General features: G+C 46.2%; 17 protein-coding genes. 9 read left to right on the top strand and 8 right to left on the bottom strand.

Annotated features, from left to right (window positions below):
* Positions 1–19 precede the first annotated feature (19 nt).
* The 8 genes from NO352_RS15405 to NO352_RS15375 form a co-directional block, all read right to left on the bottom strand.
* On the bottom strand, positions 20–415 hold the full coding sequence (locus tag NO352_RS15405; protein WP_005551641.1) for a hypothetical protein: 396 nt from the start codon (positions 413–415) through the stop codon (positions 20–22).
* A 222-nt stretch (positions 416–637) separates the two neighbouring features.
* Entirely contained in the window at positions 638–784 is a 147-nt protein-coding gene (locus NO352_RS15400) for an aspartyl-phosphate phosphatase Spo0E family protein (protein WP_268598920.1), read from the bottom strand.
* A 431-nt stretch (positions 785–1,215) separates the two neighbouring features.
* Positions 1,216–2,697 carry a helix-turn-helix domain-containing protein gene (locus NO352_RS15395; RefSeq protein ID WP_289356051.1) on the bottom strand — a complete coding sequence of 494 codons (1,482 nt, stop codon included), beginning with the start codon at positions 2,695–2,697 and terminating at the stop codon, positions 1,216–1,218.
* Between the two features lie 129 nt (positions 2,698–2,826).
* The gene (locus NO352_RS15390) at positions 2,827–3,213 is read right to left on the bottom strand and encodes a hypothetical protein (RefSeq protein WP_005551609.1); all 387 of its coding nucleotides are present in this window, start codon (positions 3,211–3,213) and stop codon (positions 2,827–2,829) included.
* 363 nt (positions 3,214–3,576) lie between these two features.
* Positions 3,577–5,181, bottom strand: a complete 1,605-nt coding sequence (locus tag NO352_RS15385) for a polysaccharide lyase 6 family protein (protein ID WP_289356050.1) — start codon at positions 5,179–5,181, stop codon at positions 3,577–3,579.
* Positions 5,182–5,633: 452 nt separating this feature from the next.
* The gene (gene cydS / locus NO352_RS25305; protein ID WP_005551605.1) at positions 5,634–5,741 is read right to left on the bottom strand and encodes a cytochrome bd oxidase small subunit CydS family protein; all 108 of its coding nucleotides are present in this window, start codon (positions 5,739–5,741) and stop codon (positions 5,634–5,636) included.
* A gap of 116 nt (positions 5,742–5,857) precedes the next feature.
* On the bottom strand, positions 5,858–6,910 hold the full coding sequence (locus NO352_RS15380) for a cytochrome d ubiquinol oxidase subunit II (RefSeq protein ID WP_289354652.1): 1,053 nt from the start codon (positions 6,908–6,910) through the stop codon (positions 5,858–5,860).
* On the bottom strand, positions 6,907–8,268 hold the full coding sequence (locus NO352_RS15375; protein WP_289354653.1) for a cytochrome ubiquinol oxidase subunit I: 1,362 nt from the start codon (positions 8,266–8,268) through the stop codon (positions 6,907–6,909). The genes NO352_RS15380 and NO352_RS15375 overlap by 4 nt, the downstream gene beginning before the upstream one ends.
* A 438-nt stretch (positions 8,269–8,706) precedes the next feature.
* Between NO352_RS15375 and NO352_RS15370 the strand changes: the two genes are divergently transcribed.
* The 9 genes from NO352_RS15370 to NO352_RS15330 all read left to right on the top strand — a co-directional run bounded on the left by NO352_RS15370 (position 8,707) and on the right by NO352_RS15330 (position 19,129).
* Positions 8,707–9,831, top strand: coding sequence for a methyl-accepting chemotaxis protein (locus NO352_RS15370; protein ID WP_289356049.1), 1,125 nt, complete (start codon positions 8,707–8,709; stop codon positions 9,829–9,831).
* Positions 9,832–9,958: 127 nt separating this feature from the next.
* Positions 9,959–10,957, top strand: a complete 999-nt coding sequence (locus tag NO352_RS15365) for a PstS family phosphate ABC transporter substrate-binding protein (RefSeq protein WP_289356048.1) — start codon at positions 9,959–9,961, stop codon at positions 10,955–10,957.
* Positions 10,958–11,099: 142 nt separating this feature from the next.
* Entirely contained in the window at positions 11,100–12,026 is a 927-nt protein-coding gene (pstC, locus tag NO352_RS15360; RefSeq protein WP_005551596.1) for a phosphate ABC transporter permease subunit PstC, read from the top strand.
* 4 nt (positions 12,027–12,030) lie between these two features.
* Positions 12,031–12,906 carry a phosphate ABC transporter permease PstA gene (gene pstA, locus NO352_RS15355; protein ID WP_005551595.1) on the top strand — a complete coding sequence of 292 codons (876 nt, stop codon included), beginning with the start codon at positions 12,031–12,033 and terminating at the stop codon, positions 12,904–12,906.
* A gap of 12 nt (positions 12,907–12,918) precedes the next feature.
* On the top strand, positions 12,919–13,692 hold the full coding sequence (gene pstB / locus NO352_RS15350) for a phosphate ABC transporter ATP-binding protein PstB (protein WP_005551594.1): 774 nt from the start codon (positions 12,919–12,921) through the stop codon (positions 13,690–13,692).
* Between the two features lie 154 nt (positions 13,693–13,846).
* On the top strand, positions 13,847–14,506 hold the full coding sequence (phoU, locus tag NO352_RS15345) for a phosphate signaling complex protein PhoU (RefSeq protein WP_289356047.1): 660 nt from the start codon (positions 13,847–13,849) through the stop codon (positions 14,504–14,506).
* A 161-nt stretch (positions 14,507–14,667) separates the two neighbouring features.
* A complete protein-coding gene (gene polA / locus NO352_RS15340) occupies positions 14,668–17,343 on the top strand; it encodes a DNA polymerase I (protein WP_262866885.1) in 2,676 nt (891 codons plus the stop codon).
* 98 nt (positions 17,344–17,441) lie between these two features.
* Entirely contained in the window at positions 17,442–18,272 is an 831-nt protein-coding gene (gene mutM, locus NO352_RS15335) for a DNA-formamidopyrimidine glycosylase (protein ID WP_005551590.1), read from the top strand.
* A 128-nt stretch (positions 18,273–18,400) separates the two neighbouring features.
* A complete protein-coding gene (locus tag NO352_RS15330) occupies positions 18,401–19,129 on the top strand; it encodes an MntP/YtaF family protein (protein ID WP_289356045.1) in 729 nt (242 codons plus the stop codon).
* The last annotated feature ends 5 nt before the right edge of the window (positions 19,130–19,134 follow it).

Here is a 19,134-nt window from a genome sequence, read left to right as displayed (position 1 = left end):
ATTATGCTATTTTTTGAAACTACTCTGTGATTTTTTCAAGGACAGGCATAATCGCAATTGGCGGAAGCGACATCGTCATCGCTTTGTAATACACATTTAACTGGTCGCCTACTGCATAGGTTTCATTTTCTGGAACCGGAACTAATAATACTTTTCCCTGATTAACGAGCTCCCACCACTCTCCTTGCAAGGCTTGCTCTTTTGTGGGCGCATTTACAATGGTCATGTACGTGTCGCTAATGGAACTAACAAAACCGGTGAAAGTGGATTGATCCTGTTTGTCCAGGGTCGAGACCGAAGTGCTGTTCGATGCGGATGAATCCGCATGGGCAAGCGCAGGTGTAGCTCCTGCCGCAAACCCTAGACCTAATGAGAGAGTGAGTACTGCAACTACCAAATTCTTTTTTGTGATCATGATTGCAATCTCCCTTCTATATTTTGGTACAGGAATAGATTTCTATATAATAACGTCGTATCCTTTGTTATTTCTTTTTATTAACAAATCTGTCACATATAGATGTGTAAAGAAGTCCTCATACTTATTAAATTTTTTCAAATGGGTTCGGATTCTAAATATTTCTCGTTGATTGAAGAGGAGCTTGTCTACCTGTAAAATGCTGTGTGGAAAATAAGAATCTTATCTCTGCTTTGTTCTTTTCATGCATCTCTTCTGATGTTCCAGTATGTAAATGTCTAGAAGCTGGCTAATTTGGATCACTTCGTCATCGATAAGATTATTCTTTTGGTTCACGAGGCAGGTTAGTTCTTGCCTAAGTCCATCAATTTTATGTAATAGATCATCACAATATATAATAGTCCGTCACCTCGGATTAGGGGGAATAATGGGGCGCCGCCCTTTCTTTACTATTAGTATACAATGTGTCTATCGAATTCTAATAAAAGGGATTATAGGGAAACTTTTTTAAAAACAAAAAAGAGTACCAAGCTGGTACTCTTACCATGGGTGATGTCCGTTATCATTTCCCAATGTCGCCAAAAATGTTGTTACTCCAATAATAGAGAAAAGGAGACAAGTATCCACTTTCAAAGTGGGACACATCTTCAAGGGGGCGTGTAACTGAAGGTAATGGAGTACTTTTCGACTAGGCTACCATGGAGTGGTGCCGCCATTATTACCAAGCAAAGCAGACATCATAGCTTCCCCGATAACGACAGCGCTCAAAAGAGCAATGTATGTTTTTGCCGTGAAACGCTTCACCGTAATCCCTCCCAATCAGTTCGTTTATAGTACTCTGTTAGTTTCTCCATCGTAGGTATACTCATCGTAATATTTTGTGTCAAATGGCTTTGCATAATTTGATGAATGCACTGTTTTTCTTGACGCACATCGTCCACTCTAGAAAAGTGAAACGCGCTTTCGAGAAACTCGAATATGCCCCTCTCAAACTCACCAACAGTAGTGAAATATTCCGCTCGATGGTAATAATATTCAGCTAGTTGTGAAATCATGAGGGGATTGTTGTCAATGATGTGTTGTGAGTCGATAGGATAAGAAAGTAAATTTTCGACTGCTTGTAATCGATGCTCCTGCAAATAAATAATCATTAATTGATTTAAAGCTGATAGAGCTAAATTCTGATCATACGTTTCTAACACAGAGGTAAGCTGGGCTACCGCTGTATCCGTTTTCCCCTTCTTGGCATTAAGTAACGCGTTCATTAACAACGTATTTTCTTTGATGTAAGGGCCGTCATACTGTGAGTAAAGGTGGGTATAATATTCGGATTTATCATAATTCCCAATATGAAAATATGCCTCTCGCAATATGAAGAGCGCGTGAATGTAGTACTCATTGTCAGGTTCTGCTTCTTGAACCACATGAAGGGCAAGCTTGATACTCTCTGGATATAAAAATAAATTATAAGCATGAATACCTAGCTTGTAATAGAACATGATGCGGTCTTGTACGCTCAAAAAATGAGCGTACATTATGACATGATTTCCACTTTCGTACACTGCCCGCATTCGAGTAAAATCATCCCGTTCGATGAGGTACACCTGGAGTAAGCCTTTTGCCAAAAAAGGCATGATGCCGTGATCACGCGCGTAGTCAACGATCAATTGGTACAAGGCCAATCGAATTTCCTTGCGGTCCACGGTAGCTGTAAAGTCATATAGACGTTCGATTAAGGAGTGGCTGTCGTCGCTCGGGGATTCCAGAAATTTTGTGCCTACTTTTCGCACCAATTCGGTAGAGCCTGAATGCTGGATTGCATCCTGCAGCACATACAGCAGAGTATCAGCTCTTTTGTCAGCGCTTATGTACATTTCAACTACCGTTTCCAGCGGTATATGTAAGGCTTCGGCAATCGGACGGAGCGTCTTATATTCCGGTCTTTTGACGTCTTCATTTTCGATTTTGGATATTGTGCCTTTATGAACGCCGGATGATTCCGCTAATTGCGCTAAAGTCATTCCGCTATTGCGCCTATAACGATGTATTAATTCACCGATGGACAAGATCTGTGCCATCCTGTATGCACCTTCTCTCATTCTCAATCGAAATTTCCTATATTTTACCATGGTTTTTGTCGAATGGGAATGTTTGGGTTGCAAAATCATAGGTAAGTTGCGGACGTTTGGAAATGGAAAAATGCTTTTCGGGAAATTATTTGGGGGAAGTTCACATATCAGGGAGGTAGTATTAAGATAAAGAGAAATAATCAATGTACTCAAAAAAGACATCGCGAAACGATGTCTCAACAATTTGAGCTGTGGAAGTACTTCCACAGCTCTTACCTTGAAAAAGATAATTAATATAACCAAATTTTGAGAGACTTGAGGCCAACAAGGTTCAAATCCTTATTATTTACGGGGAATAGTGAAATACTTATTTCCATACACTGTTTCGATTGTTTCACCTTGAGCTATCAATCTACCATCATTATCATATGCACCAAACCAAAATCTGTATTGATTACCCCGTGTCAGGTTAGTTGCATCATAATAAGTTTTATATTGGTGATCGACAACAATTCGTTGGTTGGAATTCAAATCCCTGATGGCAACCCGATAATAAGAAGCACCGGCTACTGGTCCCCAAAGAATTCTGGTGCTTACATAACTTGAGGCTTGACTCACTGCTTTTGCCTCAACAGTAGAGGCTTGAAGCGGCTCCGCAAGAACTGCACCAGAACCAGCAGAGAACAATGTAGTTGCTGCAAGGATTGAAACAGAAAGCCCTTTCAACATAGTATTACCTCCCAAAAAATGATATGTTTAATTCACCATTTTTTAGTAGAATAACTTTGTGTATGGATGATGAACTATCCTTATATTACCTATAATAATATATTATGTCAACATTATTTGGGGATGTATAATCATTATTCGAAGTAATTATTGTTGTTATTTTCCTATTAATAAAAGTGTGTTTTAAAAGCGAATACTACAGGTATCAATGGAATTTAAAAAAGATGACCCCTGTTGAATACAGAGATCATCTTATTTAATCTGCCTAGACTTTTTTAAAATGTCCTTTACATGGGGGACAGTTTATTTGGGGAACGGTTCGTTACGACACAATCAAAAAGTAAGTCCATTCCTTTATCCCGTTTATTCCGGTGCGTTTGGACCCACATCAGATGCTTTAAGCGGTTTGCGACTACTAGCCGCATCCGAAAATTCATCCGCTCCTACATCGGTTTTCGAGCGTGGTTGACCATCCATATCATCTGTCACTTTTACTCGCTTTTCAAGCTGCTTGTCACTGACTGCTTTATTTATCGCAGGGCTCTTGGCAGATAGTTTATGCAAGCCTTCCGAAATGATAAAATCTGGGTCTTTGGCTAATATTTCAGAAGGGCCGCGTGACGCATTGTTCAATGTGCTTCCATAGCCGATATTACCCTTATAGACAGTGTCGGTGCTGATAGGCTCGTGATATAAGATGCCCGTCTTGTTCGCGACGATATTGTTGGCTACCCAGCTTCCAGTCGGGGCGTATTTTTTAGTCGTATTCGTTGAACCGACCGTAATCCCGGCTTTACTATTAACAATGGTGTTATTTACGACTGTTGCACGATACACTCGCCATTGGGAACTCAAATCTTCATCTGTAGGATTCTTTGGTTTCCCATCTGTTCCACCGTCATACTTGCCGCTGTCCAGAAATATCGCATCACCTGTTATGCCTTCCATATAATTGTTATAAATTTCATGATCATTTCCATATACCCGAATGCCCAGTACCTTCTCCTTCACGCCATCTCCAAAGAAGAAGTTGCCGTAAAATTTGTTATTGTGGCCATGTCTGGATGTCAATCCGCCACGGTTATTTATGAAAGTGTTATATCTGACCTCATTTCCGCCTGATTTTACCGACACCACCTCTAGATCGCCGTCACAATTTTCGAATAGATTGTATTGGACTTTGTTTTCACCCTTGGATAAGGAAATCTTCGATATTCCAAGACGAATCGTTTCATTGCCGTTTGCTTCAGAATACGTAACGTTACGGAAATGGTTGTATTCAATCACGTCACGCTGAGAGATTTGTTTATTAGTTCCCTTAATAAATCCACTAAAAGCAATTACTGGTCCAGGATCGCTTTTTCCGTTAAAATCGTTGCGATCAATCTGGTTGTCAGAGCTATTCTCACCTTTGATCTCCAGCCAGATCGTCTTGTTTCCAGTTGCAGGAACGGCAAACGTATTGCGTGTCAGTCGAATATGGTTCGAGCCGTCAAGCTGAACCGCTACACTGCGGTCGGCAGTTCCGGTGTTCGTAATTTTCAGACCTTCAACGACAATATACGATGAACGGACAATGTGTAACACGTCAGCACCCGCAATAATCGCTCGCCCACGGTTTGCGGCTTTAATCGTAATCGGACTTTTACTCGTGCCATGTTTACCACTGATTTGCAGCGCTTTGCTTCCTGTGTATGTACCATTTGCCAATACGATGGTTGTCCCTGGAGTGGCCTGGGCAATTGCTTTCTCTAGCTGTGAAGAGTTCGACACTTTTACTACCCTCGATGCTAGACTCGACAATACCTCCGGTTCAGGCGCAATGTTATAAACGGCGTCTGTTACTGTGGGCGGGTCACCGGCTGACTGATTTTCCGCCAACGAATAACTTGTTACGGGAAGCAAGGTTACTGACAACAAGGTCATAAGTAATAATTGTCTAACTTTACTAGGTTTCACCAATATCATCACCTCTGTATAAAATTGTAATCCAGCATTCTAAATATAACCTATTTTTGGTATAAAAGGATCTTGAAATTTGGCGAAAAATTAAAAAGTTACGGATATTGGATCAACTGGTAACGGACGGTTTGCGTATACAATTATACAAAAACAACCACTACAGGTATCAATGGAATTTAAAAAGATGACCCCTGTTGAATACAGAGATCATCTTCTTTCATCTGCCTAGACTTTTTTGAAAATGTCTTTTACATGAGGGACAGTTTATCTTTTGAGGAGTCTTTGTTATGCAAGGCTGTGTCTGTTCACCTTTCTGGACTGTCTTACAATTGCGTAGCCGATGTATTAAGAAGTCAACTTTTTAATGCCATTATGCTCATGATAGCATGACTTTACTAACAGGACCTTGCTTGAACGGCAGCAAGGTCCTTTGGAACACGCTGCCTAAAGACAGCGATCTAAATATCATCCTCATTCATGTCTACCCGCGAACCCCAATAAAATAGGACAATCACGAAAGCAATGACAATAATGAACGGGGCATAAAAGATTAAAAATTGATTCATCTGTTCGGTGCTCCTTTTTATTCAACATAGCACTGCACGATATACATACCTGCCGCTTCATCCGCTTCATCCGCTACATAGCTTCGCATGAATTACATATTCGTTTCTTCATCCTCTTAGATGTGCTTCTTGCCGGAACGTCCGCCTTTCCCATTTTTGATCCCTTTCACATAGTTCGCATCGAACAGGAACAAACGCAGGAGCAGGAACAGAGATGGCAGCAGAATGAGCAGCCCAAGGACGAATACAACGATTAGCGCGTAAGCCATAGCCTGATTCGTGACGTGCTCGTACACATTGATATACGGGTAGAGCACATAAGGCAAATGCGCCGAACCATAGCCGAACCATGCGAATCCGAACTGGAAGATGACGCACAGAAAGGCAAGGCCGTAATGTCGTCTTCTCCATACGTAATAGACGGCGATGACGAAGAACAGGAAGGACACGACGAACATCCATGCACGATCGATCATATTGTTGAAGTGTTCCGCGTTATGCCCCTGAATGGCGTAAAATACGAACAAACTGGCTAATATGGTGGGAGCGGACCACATCAAGGCATATTTGCGTACAATGTTGAGCGCTGCTTCATCCTCGGCCTTGGAAGCATAGTAGGTCAGGAACATGGCGGAAATGTACAGTACGCTGACAAGAGCAAGCACGATAACCGAATATGGATAGATGTTCGCAAATAGGCTCAGGAACTGGAAGGAGATGCTGCCGTCCGCCTCCTCCGTAATGTACCCGCCTTCCGATATCGCGAGCACAGTGGACAACGCTGCGGGAATGAGCCATCCGCTTACGCCGTACAGGAACACATAGATGCGATTGCTCTTCATCCCGTATGTGCTAAAGGCATAGTAGGAGCCGCGCAATGCAAGCAGGATAAGCGCCAGACTGCCTGGCACGAGCAATGCTGTTCCGTAATAATAAGCCGTATCCGGGAAGAACCCGACCAACCCGATGTAGAAGAAGACTAAGAATACATTTGTCACTTCCCATACAGGAGACAAATAGCGCTCGATCACATTATGAATGATATGGCGCTTGCCGGTCACGGTGCTGACATAGCTGAAGAAGCCTGCTCCGAAGTCGATGGAGGCGACAAGCAAATAGCCGAACAGGAATATCCATAGAACGGTAATGCCGACTAATTCGTAACTCATTTCTTCCCTCCTCCTTCCCAGCCAAGTGCTTTAATTTCGTCCTCTGCAGGATTGCTCTTGAACATGCGGATGATCACACGAATCGCAGTAATGGTAATCAAGAGGTACAGCAGGGTGAACAGCCACAGCATCGTATCCACGTGCGTCGAGGTCGTCGCGCCTTCGGCTACGGTCATCACCTTCCATAGAATCCATGGCTGGCGGCCAATCTCTGCGAACATCCATCCGAACTCAATCGCCAATACCGCAAGCGGAGCTCCGAGCACTACTGCTCTTAACAACAACCGATTATGCGGTTTTTTCAGGCTTTGCCTGCGATTGCGCATGAACCAGATGACATACCATAGGGACACGACTGTCAAATACATGCCGATGAATACCATGGAATCGAAGAAATAATGGGACGCCTTCAGCGGGGGCCTTTCCTCGACGGGAACATCATTTAGGCCTTTTACGACGGTATCGGGCGTGCCGCCCGCCAAAATACTCAGTGCATAAGGGATGCGGAATCCGTATTTCACCTCATTCTTTTCCGTAAGGATGCCGCCGAAGACGAGCTCGGCATGGGGCTTCGTCTCAAAATGCCATTCCGCAGCCGCGAGCTTCTCGGGCTGGTACTCATGCAAATACTTGCCGGAAAAGTCGCCAATTACGGCTGAAGCGACAGAGAATAGGAGCGCGGTTACCATCGACATGCGAAGCGCTTTTTTGTAATACGCATGAGTACGGCCGCGAAGCAGAGACAGCGCAGAAATCGCCGCCATAATAAAGGCGCAGGTTACATAGGCCGTAGCCAGAACGTGTCCAACTTTAGTAGGCATTGCCGGATTGAACATCGCTACGATGGGTTCGATATTTGTCATTTTGCCGTTGACCAGATCGAATCCGCGCGGCGCGTTCATAAAGCCATTTACCGAGGTAATGAAGAAGGCGGAAGCGGAAGACCCTATGGCTACCGGGATAAGCAGCAGAAAGTGATAGATGCGATTTTTGAAGCGATCCCAGGTATACAGATAGATGCCGAGAAATATCGCTTCCACAAAAAAGGCGAATGTCTCCATAAATAAGGGGAGCGCGATAGCCTGTCCTGCAACTCTCATAAAGTTCGGCCATAGTAAACTCAACTGCAGACCGATACAAGTGCCGGTTACAACCCCTACAGCTACGGTAACGGTGAAGCCGCGAGCCCAGCGCCGTGCCATGAGCAGATAGTAAGAATCGTTGCGCTTAATCCCGATCCATTCCGCAAGCGCGATCATAAGCGGCATTCCAACGCCAATTGTGGCATAAACGATATGTACGAACAGTGTTAGCCCGGTAAGGATGCGGCTGTAGACAACTGGATCATAGGTGAGCATGTAAGGTCAACACTCCTTCTAAATTAAAATTCCTGACGTTCAGAATAGCCGCCGCAGAAAGGACAGCAGCATAATAGTGCCGACAACAAAGCATGTAATGATTAGTATTTTTTCTTGTTTTCTTATTTTTGCAACATGATTCTTGTCAGATTCCATTATTGCTCCCCTTCCTTATATACATAGAGGTCGCCCTCGAAGTATGTGATCCGCAATCCATACTCCTAGTGAAATGATGCCCGTTTTTTCGATGTCTATGATGAAATCGTGAAAGTTAGTCTTATCTTCTTTTTTTCGTTGTGACTCTATTCACAAAAAATGAAAAGAGATCTCGGCTGTTCCCTTTACAAAATCTTAAAACACGCAATATGGCAGCATTAACATTCCCATGCTACATTGGGACTAAAGACCGATTACAGGACTAGAGTAGGAGTGGAGCTTATGACGATGCTGCTGACGAAGATGGAAGGAAGACGCGAGGAAGCGAAGAAGCAATCCATGAAGCGAGAATATGAGGATTTGATTCAATTCGCACCCATCATTCATGCGAGTACAACCATTGAAGAAGCAGATCATCGATTTCGAGAGGATGGTTCGCTGCGTTGCTTAGTCATAGGGAATGAACATGCTGAACCGCTTGGCATTGTCATGCGAGAGCGATTTCATGAACAGATGAGCAAACGTTTCTCACCGGCTCTATATTATGAAAAGCCGATTGTGCGCTTAATGGACAAGCATGCGCTCATCGTAGAGTGCGGTATCGATACAGAGGAATTGTTGGATTTATCAGCGTCGCGCGCGGAGGAACGAATGTACGACAGCATTGTGGTCACCCGTGCAGGCAAATATGCCGGAATTCTCACATCGAAGCAGTTGTCTTCGTTATCGAATCAAATACGGATGGAAGCGAAGCAGAAGGAGTCGGAAGTCATTAGCTCCACCCTAGGGGCGCTGAGCAGTATCTTAACGGAAACTGAGCATGTCCGCGAAGCCTCGGCAGATGGCAAATCTCATGCAGATCGGATGATCGACGAGACATTGATGGGGAAAACCGTGCTTGATCAAGTCTCCGCTTCATTTCAGCAGGTATCGATTCGAGTGGAAAGTCAGGCGAGACAAACGAAGGAACTGAAAGATCATACCGCAGCGGTGGCGGATGCCGTCAGCGTGATTCGTTCGTGGTCTGATTCATGCCATATGTTGGCGCTGAACGCATCCATTGAAGCGGCGCGGGCGGGGGAGCATGGCCGAGGATTTGAAGTGGTTGCTTCAGAGGTGCGCAAGCTGGCTGTCTTGACGAAGGCCGCTACGGAACAAATTGATGAGACGCTCCATCAGATGATGCAAGCATTAACGGCTACAATAACAACCGGCGATCAAGCCCATTCCGAAGTGAACACAACGCTTGAAGGATTGAATTCTGCCTTGTTCAAATTCGAGCAGTTGTTCCGCGCGATTGCGGAAAATCGCAATCGCTTGGATCAAGTCGATGCATATGCGGCGCGTATGGCAATGACAGCGAACGAGGCGAATCGACAATTACAGTCAATGTCTGCGCAGCATTAATGATTTTTACATTCCGTTAACAAATAAACCAAACAGTCTTAACAAACAGGCATTAACATACTAGATGTGAGACAAACAACAATGCATACAACAACAAACGGGAAACGATCAAAAGGAGTGGATTGACTTGAAAAGATGGGGAAAACAAATCATGATGCTTACGCTCGTAGCAGCGTTGACGGTAGTATTGGCAGCTTGTGGCGGCAAGAAGGATGATGCTTCTGCGAACAACAACGCGGCGACGACAGAAACGAATAATGCAGCGAAGGAAACAACCAGCCCTGAGAAGCTGACAGGCACGATTGATATAGACGGATCAAGCACCGTATATCCGATTACGGAAGCAATCGCCGAGGAGTTCGGCAAAGAGAACAGCGAGGTTCGCGTGTCGGTAGGTACGGCTGGCACAGGCGGCGGCTTCAAGCGCTTCATTAACAGCGAAACTGCAATCAGCAACGCTTCCCGACCTATCAAAGATAAAGAAGCAACTGCAGCAAAAGAAAAAGGAATCGACTACTTGGAATTGTCCGTTGCCTATGACGGCCTGTCCATCGTTGTCAACAAGGACAACACTTGGGTTGACCACATCACGACAGATGAATTGAAAAAAATCTATGAGCCTAACTCCAAAGTAAAAACATGGGCTGATGTTCGTGCAGGATGGCCGGCGGAAGACATTAAAATATACTCGCCAGACACGAACCATGGCACATTTGACTACTTTACAGAAGAAATCAACGGCAAGGCGCAAGAGAGCCGCAATGACAAGCAAATCACATTCAGTGCGGATACGAACGCAATCGTGCAAGGAGTATCCGGCGACAAGAACGCACTTGGCTACTTCGGCTTCTCTTACTTCGAAGAGAACCAAGACAAGCTGAAGCTTGTTCCCGTTGACAGCGGCAAAGGCGCAATCGCTCCTTCTGAAGAGGCAATTAAAGATGGAAGCTATTCTCCATTGTCCCGTCCGCTCTTCGTCTATGTGAACAAGAAAAAGCTGGAACAGCCTGAAGTGAAGGCATTCGTAGAGTACTACCTCAAAAATGTAGGCAGCATTGCGAAGGAAGTAGGCTATGTAGCTCTGCCGCAAGAAAAATACGATGAGCAATTGAATCTGTTGAAGTAAGAACAAGGAAAGGCTTCGAAATCAGCATCATACAACCTGTAGTAAAATGTGATGTCTCGTCAAAAACAGATGGTGGAGACATCACATTTTCACGAAGTCAATGTTAACGAATTGTAAAAGAACGCAAAGAGGGGTTAAGGCTATGCAGGGTAATCTCCCGCAGCGAGAGACAACGATATCATTCAGTAACGGCAAAGTGCATCTATCAGATAAGCTTGTTCCTATTCTTTTATTTCTATGTGCTGCTTTGTCCGTAGTGACAACCATCGGGATTGTTTACACGCTCTTTTCTGAAACGTTCTCTTTCTTGAAGCAAGTCAAGATTACAGAATTTTTATTCGGTACAAAATGGAGCCCGTTAATAGCGCCGAAATCATTCGGCATCCTGCCCCTGTTGGGCGGTACGTTAATGATTACGGTCATTGCTTGTCTAGTTGCGATACCGATTGGACTTGCAAGTGCAATCTATTTGAGCGAATATGCACCCGGTCGTGTTCGCAAAATGGTGAAGCCGATTCTTGAGGTGTTGGCTGGTATCCCAACGATTGTTTACGGTTATTTTGCTCTAACGTTTGTTACGCCATTGTTAAAGTTTATTTTCCCTTCAACAGGGATGTTCAACGCGTTAAGTGCAGGCCTTGTCGTCGGAATTATGATTATTCCGATGGTTTCCTCTTTATCAGAGGATGCGATGTCGGCTGTGCCTCGCAGTTTGCGGAATGGTGCATATGCGCTTGGGGCAACCAGATTCGAGGTGGCATTGAAAATTGTCGTTCCGGCCGCCTTCTCCGGTATTGTATCATCGGCCGTGCTCGCTTTCTCGCGTGCCATTGGCGAGACGATGATTGTAACGATTGCAGCGGGTGCTACGCCTCATTTGACCTGGAATCCGCTGGAGAGCATCCAGACGATGACCGCTTATATTGTACAGGTTAGTATGGGGGATACACCGCATGGCTCCATCGAGTATGGAACAATATTTGCTGTCGGAATGACACTGTTCGTCATTACGTTCCTGCTCAATATTTTGGCGCTGTGGGTGGCACGACGCTTCAGGGAGGAGTACTAAGCTAATGAGTATGTTTCAAGATGCGAATCGCAAACAGATTGGTACCCGCCGGAAGGTAGACCTTGTGCTGCATATCTTATTCCTGGTGGCAACTTCGATCGGTATTATTGCGCTAATGGCTTTGCTGATTCAAATTATGATGGACGGATTGTCTCGCTTGAATCTTGACTTATTTACGAATTATCCTTCGCGAATGGCTGCGAAGGCAGGTATGAAATCGGCTATCGTCGGCTCCATATACATGGTGCTTATCATGGCTCCTATCTCGTTCGTTCTCGGCGTAGGAGCGGCGATCTATCTTGAGGAATACGCGAAGAAGAATAGGCTGACACGGTTGATTCAACTGAATATTAGTACATTGGCCGGAGTTCCATCCATCGTGTACGGGATACTAGGCTTGACGCTCTTCGTACGCGGATTGGCCTTGGAACGCAGTCTGCTCTCCGGTGCGCTTACGATGACGCTGCTCGTGCTGCCGATTATTATCGTGTCTGCGCAGGAAGCGATTCGAGCCGTGCCAAGAGCGCGGCGCGATGCTTCCTTCGCCCTTGGCGCTACGAAGTGGCAAACGGTATCGCGTTCGGTGCTTCCGTCCTCGATATCAAGTATTTTGACAGGTGTTATCTTGGCATTGTCCCGGGCAATTGGGGAGACCGCCCCGCTCGTCATGATTGGGGCATTAACATTTGTGGCGTTCCTGCCTGAGAGTATTATGGATCAGTTCACCGTGATGCCAATTCAGATCTTTAACTGGGTATCCAGACCGCAGCTTGCATTCCATGAACTCGCTGCCGCAGGCATTATCGTGCTGCTGGGGCTGCTTATCATTATGAATATTTCAGCAGTAATTCTACGCAATAAATATCAGAAACATATTTAAGGAGACGATAGCATGAGCACAGCGACTGCCTTACAGACGTTAATCGACATTAAAAATTTGAACTTATACTATGGCACGTATCATGCGCTGAAAAATGTCACTATGACGATTCCGGAGAAGGCAGTCACAGCGTTCATCGGACCATCCGGCTGCGGGAAATCTACATTGCTTCGTACATTGAATCGGATGAACGACATGATCACGGGGACGCGAATTGAAGGGACAGTTGCGATTGGCGGTACAGATATCTACAGCAATGAAGTCGATGTAGAGACACTTCGCAAAAAGGTAGGAATGGTATTCCAGCAGCCGAACCCTTTTCCAAAATCGATTTATGACAATATCGCTTACGGCCCGCGACTTCATGGGATACGCAGTAAAGCAAAACTCGATGAGATTGTCGAGCAAAGCTTGAAGCAAGCGGTACTGTGGGATGAAGTGAAGGACTACTTGAAGCGCTCTGCCTTCGGCTTGTCCGGCGGTCAGCAGCAGCGTCTCTGTATTGCGCGCGCATTGGCAGTCAACCCGGATATTTTGCTGATGGACGAAGCGACCTCGGCCTTGGATCCGATTTCTACGCTGAAGATTGAGGAGCTTGTTCAAGAATTGAAGCATAAGTACACGATTGTTATGGTTACACACAATATGCATCAAGCTGCCCGTGTATCGGATCAGACGGTGTTCTTCCTGAACGGGGAAGTAGTCGAATTCGACAATACGGAAACGCTGTTCTCCAATCCATCCGATAAGCGGACAGAGGACTATATTACTGGTCGCTTCGGCTAATGCCATGATGGACTCCTCCGGTGTCTGGCTTCGCCATAGGGCATGTTATCTGGCGCCCAGCATAATCACGGTGTGGAGCACAGGATCGCTCAATTACAGCAAGATGCTGCAAAAGAACGGAAATTCATAAGTAGGATAAGGAGTGTAGCTGCAAATGATCAAACGGAGAGAGTTCGACTTGGCCTTGGAAGAACTAAGCAAATTGCTTGAAGAGATGGGGGCGCGAGTAGAACGTGCACTGTCCGAATCAATCGAATCATTGAAGAATACGGATGTCGAGCGCGCCAAGCGGATTATTTCCGAAGATGCAGAGCTTAATCGAATTGAAGAAAAGATCATCGACTTGGGATCGAAGCTGATTCTGACCCAGCAGCCTGTTGCCAAAGACTTGCGCCGTATTCTTGTAGCCTTCCGGATTTCCAATGATTTAGAACGGATGGGCGATTTGTCGATTGACGTAGCGAAGGTTGTGCTGCGCATGGAAGGACAGACGCTCATAAAGCCGTTAATTGACCTGCCGCGAATGGCGGAAACGGTGCAGATTATGATTAAGGAATCCATTCAAGCCTATATTAAGGAAGATGTGAATCTTGCTTATAAAATGGCGAAGGACGATGATATGGTCGATCAGCTATACAGCCAAATCTTCCGTGAGCTGTTGACGTACGTCGTGGAAAATCCACAGAATGCATCTCAAGCCATGCTGCTTACCTTTGTAGGACGCTATATTGAACGAATTGCCGATCACGCGACGAATATCGGCGAGGCGGTCGTCTATCTCGTGACGAACCAGCGTCCCGACTTGAATAATTAATCATACGGAATTATTGATGAATATGTGATTTTCATTCTTCATCTTTTCGCCGACCGCGACATACCCGGTCGGTTATTTTTTTCCCATAAGATCATCATTTTCTTTTCTGGTACTGGCTATGCTATCATGAAGGTAGAGAATGGATTGAGGTGCATGAAACTATGGATAAATGGATCATTATTGACGGCAACAATATAATTTACCGCGCTTTTTTTGCAATGCCTCCTTTGACGAATGCTCAAGGATTACATACAAATGCTGTGTACGGATTTACGACTATGCTGCTTCGTGTCCTCGAAGAGGAGAAACCGACCCATCTGCTCGTTGCATTTGATGCCGGCAAGGAGACATTCCGTCATGGTGATTACAAGGATTATAAGGGAGGACGGGAGAAGACGCCTTCTGAATTGTCAGAGCAGTTCCCGATTTTGAAGCAACTGCTTGATGCGCTTGGCGTTCCGCACTTCGAGATGAGCGGATATGAAGCGGATGATATTATCGGTACTTTGACCCGTGAGGCAAATGAACAAGGAATCGAAATGGCGGTTGTGAGCGGGGATAAGGATATGCTGCAGCTAGTTTCCGACCAAGTCACGATTTTGCTTACTCGCAAGGGTGTAACCGAGATTGAGAAGTACACGCCTGCGGCGCTGCAGGAGAAGTACGGAATTGAACCGCTGCAAATCATAGATATGAAGGGTTTAATGGGCGATTCCTCGGATAATATTCCGGGCGTTCCTGGAATTGGAGAGAAGACGGCACTGAAGCTTCTGCATCAATTCGGCAGCGTTGAGAATGTACTGGAGAATGTAAACGAGCTAAAAGGCAAGATGAAGGAGAACCTCATCAATCACGCTGAAGACGCACGCATGAGCAAGAAGCTCGCAACGATCTTCCGTGAGGTTCCGCTGGAGAAGGGCCGCGAGGAGATGGCGTACCATGGCATTAAGGCGGACACTGCCATTCCTATGCTGCAGAAGCTTGAGTTCAAGTCGATCATTGAACGCATGGAGAAAATAGGGCTGATCGAGGGAGGCACTCCTGTATCCGCTGAACCAGCCGATGATGAACTGTCTGAAGAAAAGCTGGATGTACAGCTTGTGGACGGGGATTACAGCGGCATGAAGCAAATGATCGCTTCTGCAGATACGATCATTGTGGAAGCTCATGGAGACAATCCTCATCAGGCCGAGCTAATCGGTGTGCTTATCGCAGAAGAGGAATCCAACTGGTTCTTGACGAAGGAGCAGCTATTGTCTGACGAGGCGCAGTTCGTACGGGAATGGATTGCGGATCAAGGCAAGCCGAAGAACGGCTATGACATGCATTATGCGGAACTGGTTCTTCATTGGGCGGGAGTTCCTTATGACGGCTCTGCATTCGATGCGCAGCTTGCGTCTTATGTGCTCAACCCGGATGATGCGACGCTAACGCTCCAAGCAACTGCAGAGAAGTATGGCTTGGCAGCGACCCCGACAGATGATGACGTGTATGGAAAAGGGGCCAAGTTCAAGGTTCCGGCACTGGAGACGGTGGCGCTGCATGCTGCGCGCAAGGGGAAACTCGTTCGCCAGTTGAAGCCAGTTATGGAGAAGATGCTTGAAGAGCAGGAGATGAACCGGCTGTACTTTGAGCTGGAGCTTCCCTTATCGCGAGTGCTCGCACAGATGGAGAAAACGGGCATTCAAGTCGATACGGATGCGCTGAACAGCTTGGGTGCTCAGTTCACCGAACAGATCGAAACGACAATGAAGCGTATTTATGAGTTGGCGGGTACAGCGTTTAACGTTGGTTCACCGAAGCAACTCGGTGAGATTTTATTTGACAAGCTCGGATTGCCTGTGATTAAGAAGACGAAGACGGGATACTCCACCGATGCGGAAGTATTGGAGAAGCTGGAGCCTTACCATGAAATTATCCCGCTCATTTTGCATTACCGGCAAATGACGAAGCTGCAATCGACTTATATTGAAGGATTGCTGAAGGAAGTTCGCAAGGAGACGGGCAATGTGCATACGTACTTCCGTCAGACGATTACTGCAACAGGACGGTTGAGCAGCCAATATCCGAACTTGCAGAACATACCGGTTCGGCTGGAAGAAGGGCGCAAGATACGCCAAGCGTTCGTTCCTTCGGAGAAGGGATGGCATATTGTTGCTGCCGACTACTCTCAAATTGAGCTGCGTGTATTGGCTCATATTTCGGGGGATGCGAAGCTGAAGGAAGCGTTCGTGCACGATATGGACATTCATACGAAGACGGCGATGGATGTATTCGGAGTCTCCTCTGAACAGGTCGATGCCAATATGCGCCGTTCGGCAAAGGCAGTTAACTTCGGTATCGTATACGGCATCAGTGATTACGGACTGTCTCAGAACTTGAATATTACGCGCAAGGAAGCAGGCCAATTTATTGAACAATATTTTGCCGTATTCCAAGGCGTGAAGCAGTATATGGAAGACATCGTGAAGCTTGCCCGCCAAGACGGCTATGTGAAGACGATGCTCGAACGGAGACGCTACTTGAAGGATATTCATGCATCCAACTTCAACCTGCGCTCATTTGCGGAGCGGACAGCAATGAACACACCGATCCAAGGTACAGCAGCGGATATTATTAAGCTGGCGATGGTGCAAATGGATATACGTATGCGTGAAGCGGGATTGAAGAGCCGCATGCTGCTTCAAGTACACGATGAATTGGTATTTGAGGTTCCAGATGAGGAAATGGAGACGATGTTGAAGCTCGTTCCCGAGGTGATGGAATCTGCTATATCACTTGATGTGCCATTGCGGGCGGATGTGAACAGCGGCGAGAATTGGTATGAGGCGAAGTAGGAATAGATCTTTAGGCATAGTTAAAGAGAATGACAAGATCCGCTAAGCCTACATATTCATGGCTTTTTCGGTATAATGGATAGCGAGAGGTGATGGACATGCCGGAATTGCCGGAAGTAGAAACAGTCAAACAAACATTGAACACATTGGTAGCTGGGAAGCGGATAGAGCGCGTTACGGTAACGCTGCCCCGCATCATCCAGCGGCCGTTAGAGATAGAGCAGTTTTGTGATGCATTGCAGGGTCATACCATTGAGCGGGTTGAACGGAGAGGCAAGTTTTTGCGAATCCTTCTGGACGGACTCGTCCTTGTCTCCCATCTGCGCATGGAAGGACGCTATGGCGTATATAAAGCTGACGAGCCAGTGGAGAAGCATACGCATGTCATTTTTCATTTTGATGACGGTACCGAACTGCGTTACAAGGATGTGCGTCAATTTGGTACGATGCATCTGTTCGCGGCCGGGGAAGAATGGGAATTGCCGCCGCTACATAAGCTGGGGGTAGAGCCGTTGTCCGCAGAATTTACTGTGGAACGATTCGCAGAAGCGATGCGAAGACGGCGCAGCTTTATTAAGCCCGTACTGCTTAACCAGCATATCGTCGTCGGAATCGGGAATATCTATGTAGATGAGGCCTTGTTCAGAGCCGGCATTCACCCGAACCGCGCGGCAGATGAATTAACAGATGAGGAGTATGCGCTCCTGCATCGCTCTATTATTGATACCCTTCAGGAGGCTGTTGAGGCTGGAGGTTCTTCCATTAAGTCTTATGTCAATGGACAAGGCGAAATGGGGATGTTCCAGCATCAATTGCAAATGTACGGGCGGCAAGGCGAGCCTTGTGTTCGCTGCGGCAGTATCATTGAAAAATCAGTTGTTGGCGGTCGAGGCACACATTATTGTCCGAAATGCCAGCAGCTTTCTTAGGCTTTTAGGTAAGGCTAATCGTTGAATAAGCACCCTTATCCGCTCATGCCCATATGATATGGTAAATCGGTATTCCTGAGCCGCACGCAGTCAGATGCTCGGGAACGACTTAGCGGGAGGGACTGTTGTTGCTTATTCATACCGTGTCTTTGCTCATCCTGGCTTTTGCCCTAAGCCTGGATAGCTTCGGAGTAGGAATGACCTATGGATTGCGTCGGCTCCGCATCCCTTGGACATCGATCGTAGTGATTTCATGCTGCTCGGGACTTGTCATTCTACTGTCGATGCAGGTAGGCAATGTGCTTATTCAATATGTATCTCCTGCTGTAGCACAGTGGATTGGTTCACTAATTCTCGTGGCAATCGGCTGTTGGGCCATTCTGCAGCTACTTCGTTCCTCGCATGAAGAAGGCGAACATTTGGAACGGTTTGAGCAAGGGGATCCAAATGCGGCAAAAGATTCTCATCTCGTTGAGCCTCTTCTGCACACAACAGAGCTGGAGGCTGAGCCGCGTCAAGTCGTACGTATTCAATTAAAGAGCTTAGGTGTCGTCATCCAAATCTTGAAGACCCCGAGCGCTGCCGATATGGATCGCTCTGGAACAATTAGTGCTGTAGAAGCTGCTTGGCTAGGTGTTGCACTGTCACTCGATGCTTTTGGCGCGGGTATAGGAGCGGCTTTGCTGGGATATCCTTCGTTCATGACCGCATTCACGATCGCCTTATTCAGCGGTATTTTCCTGCGCTTTGGCATTCACGTCGGGATTTCATTTGCAGGCGAGCGGTGGATCGGCAAGCTGTCATTTGTTCCAGGGTTCATGTTGATTATTATGGGGATTATTAAGCTGCTGACGTAGGCGGC

The sequence above is a fragment of the Paenibacillus sp. S-12 genome (genome assembly GCF_030363895.1).
GTDB classification, from domain to species: Bacteria; Bacillota; Bacilli; order Paenibacillales; family Paenibacillaceae; genus Paenibacillus_B; species Paenibacillus_B alvei.
This window is presented reverse-complemented; position numbering and strand designations above follow the sequence as displayed.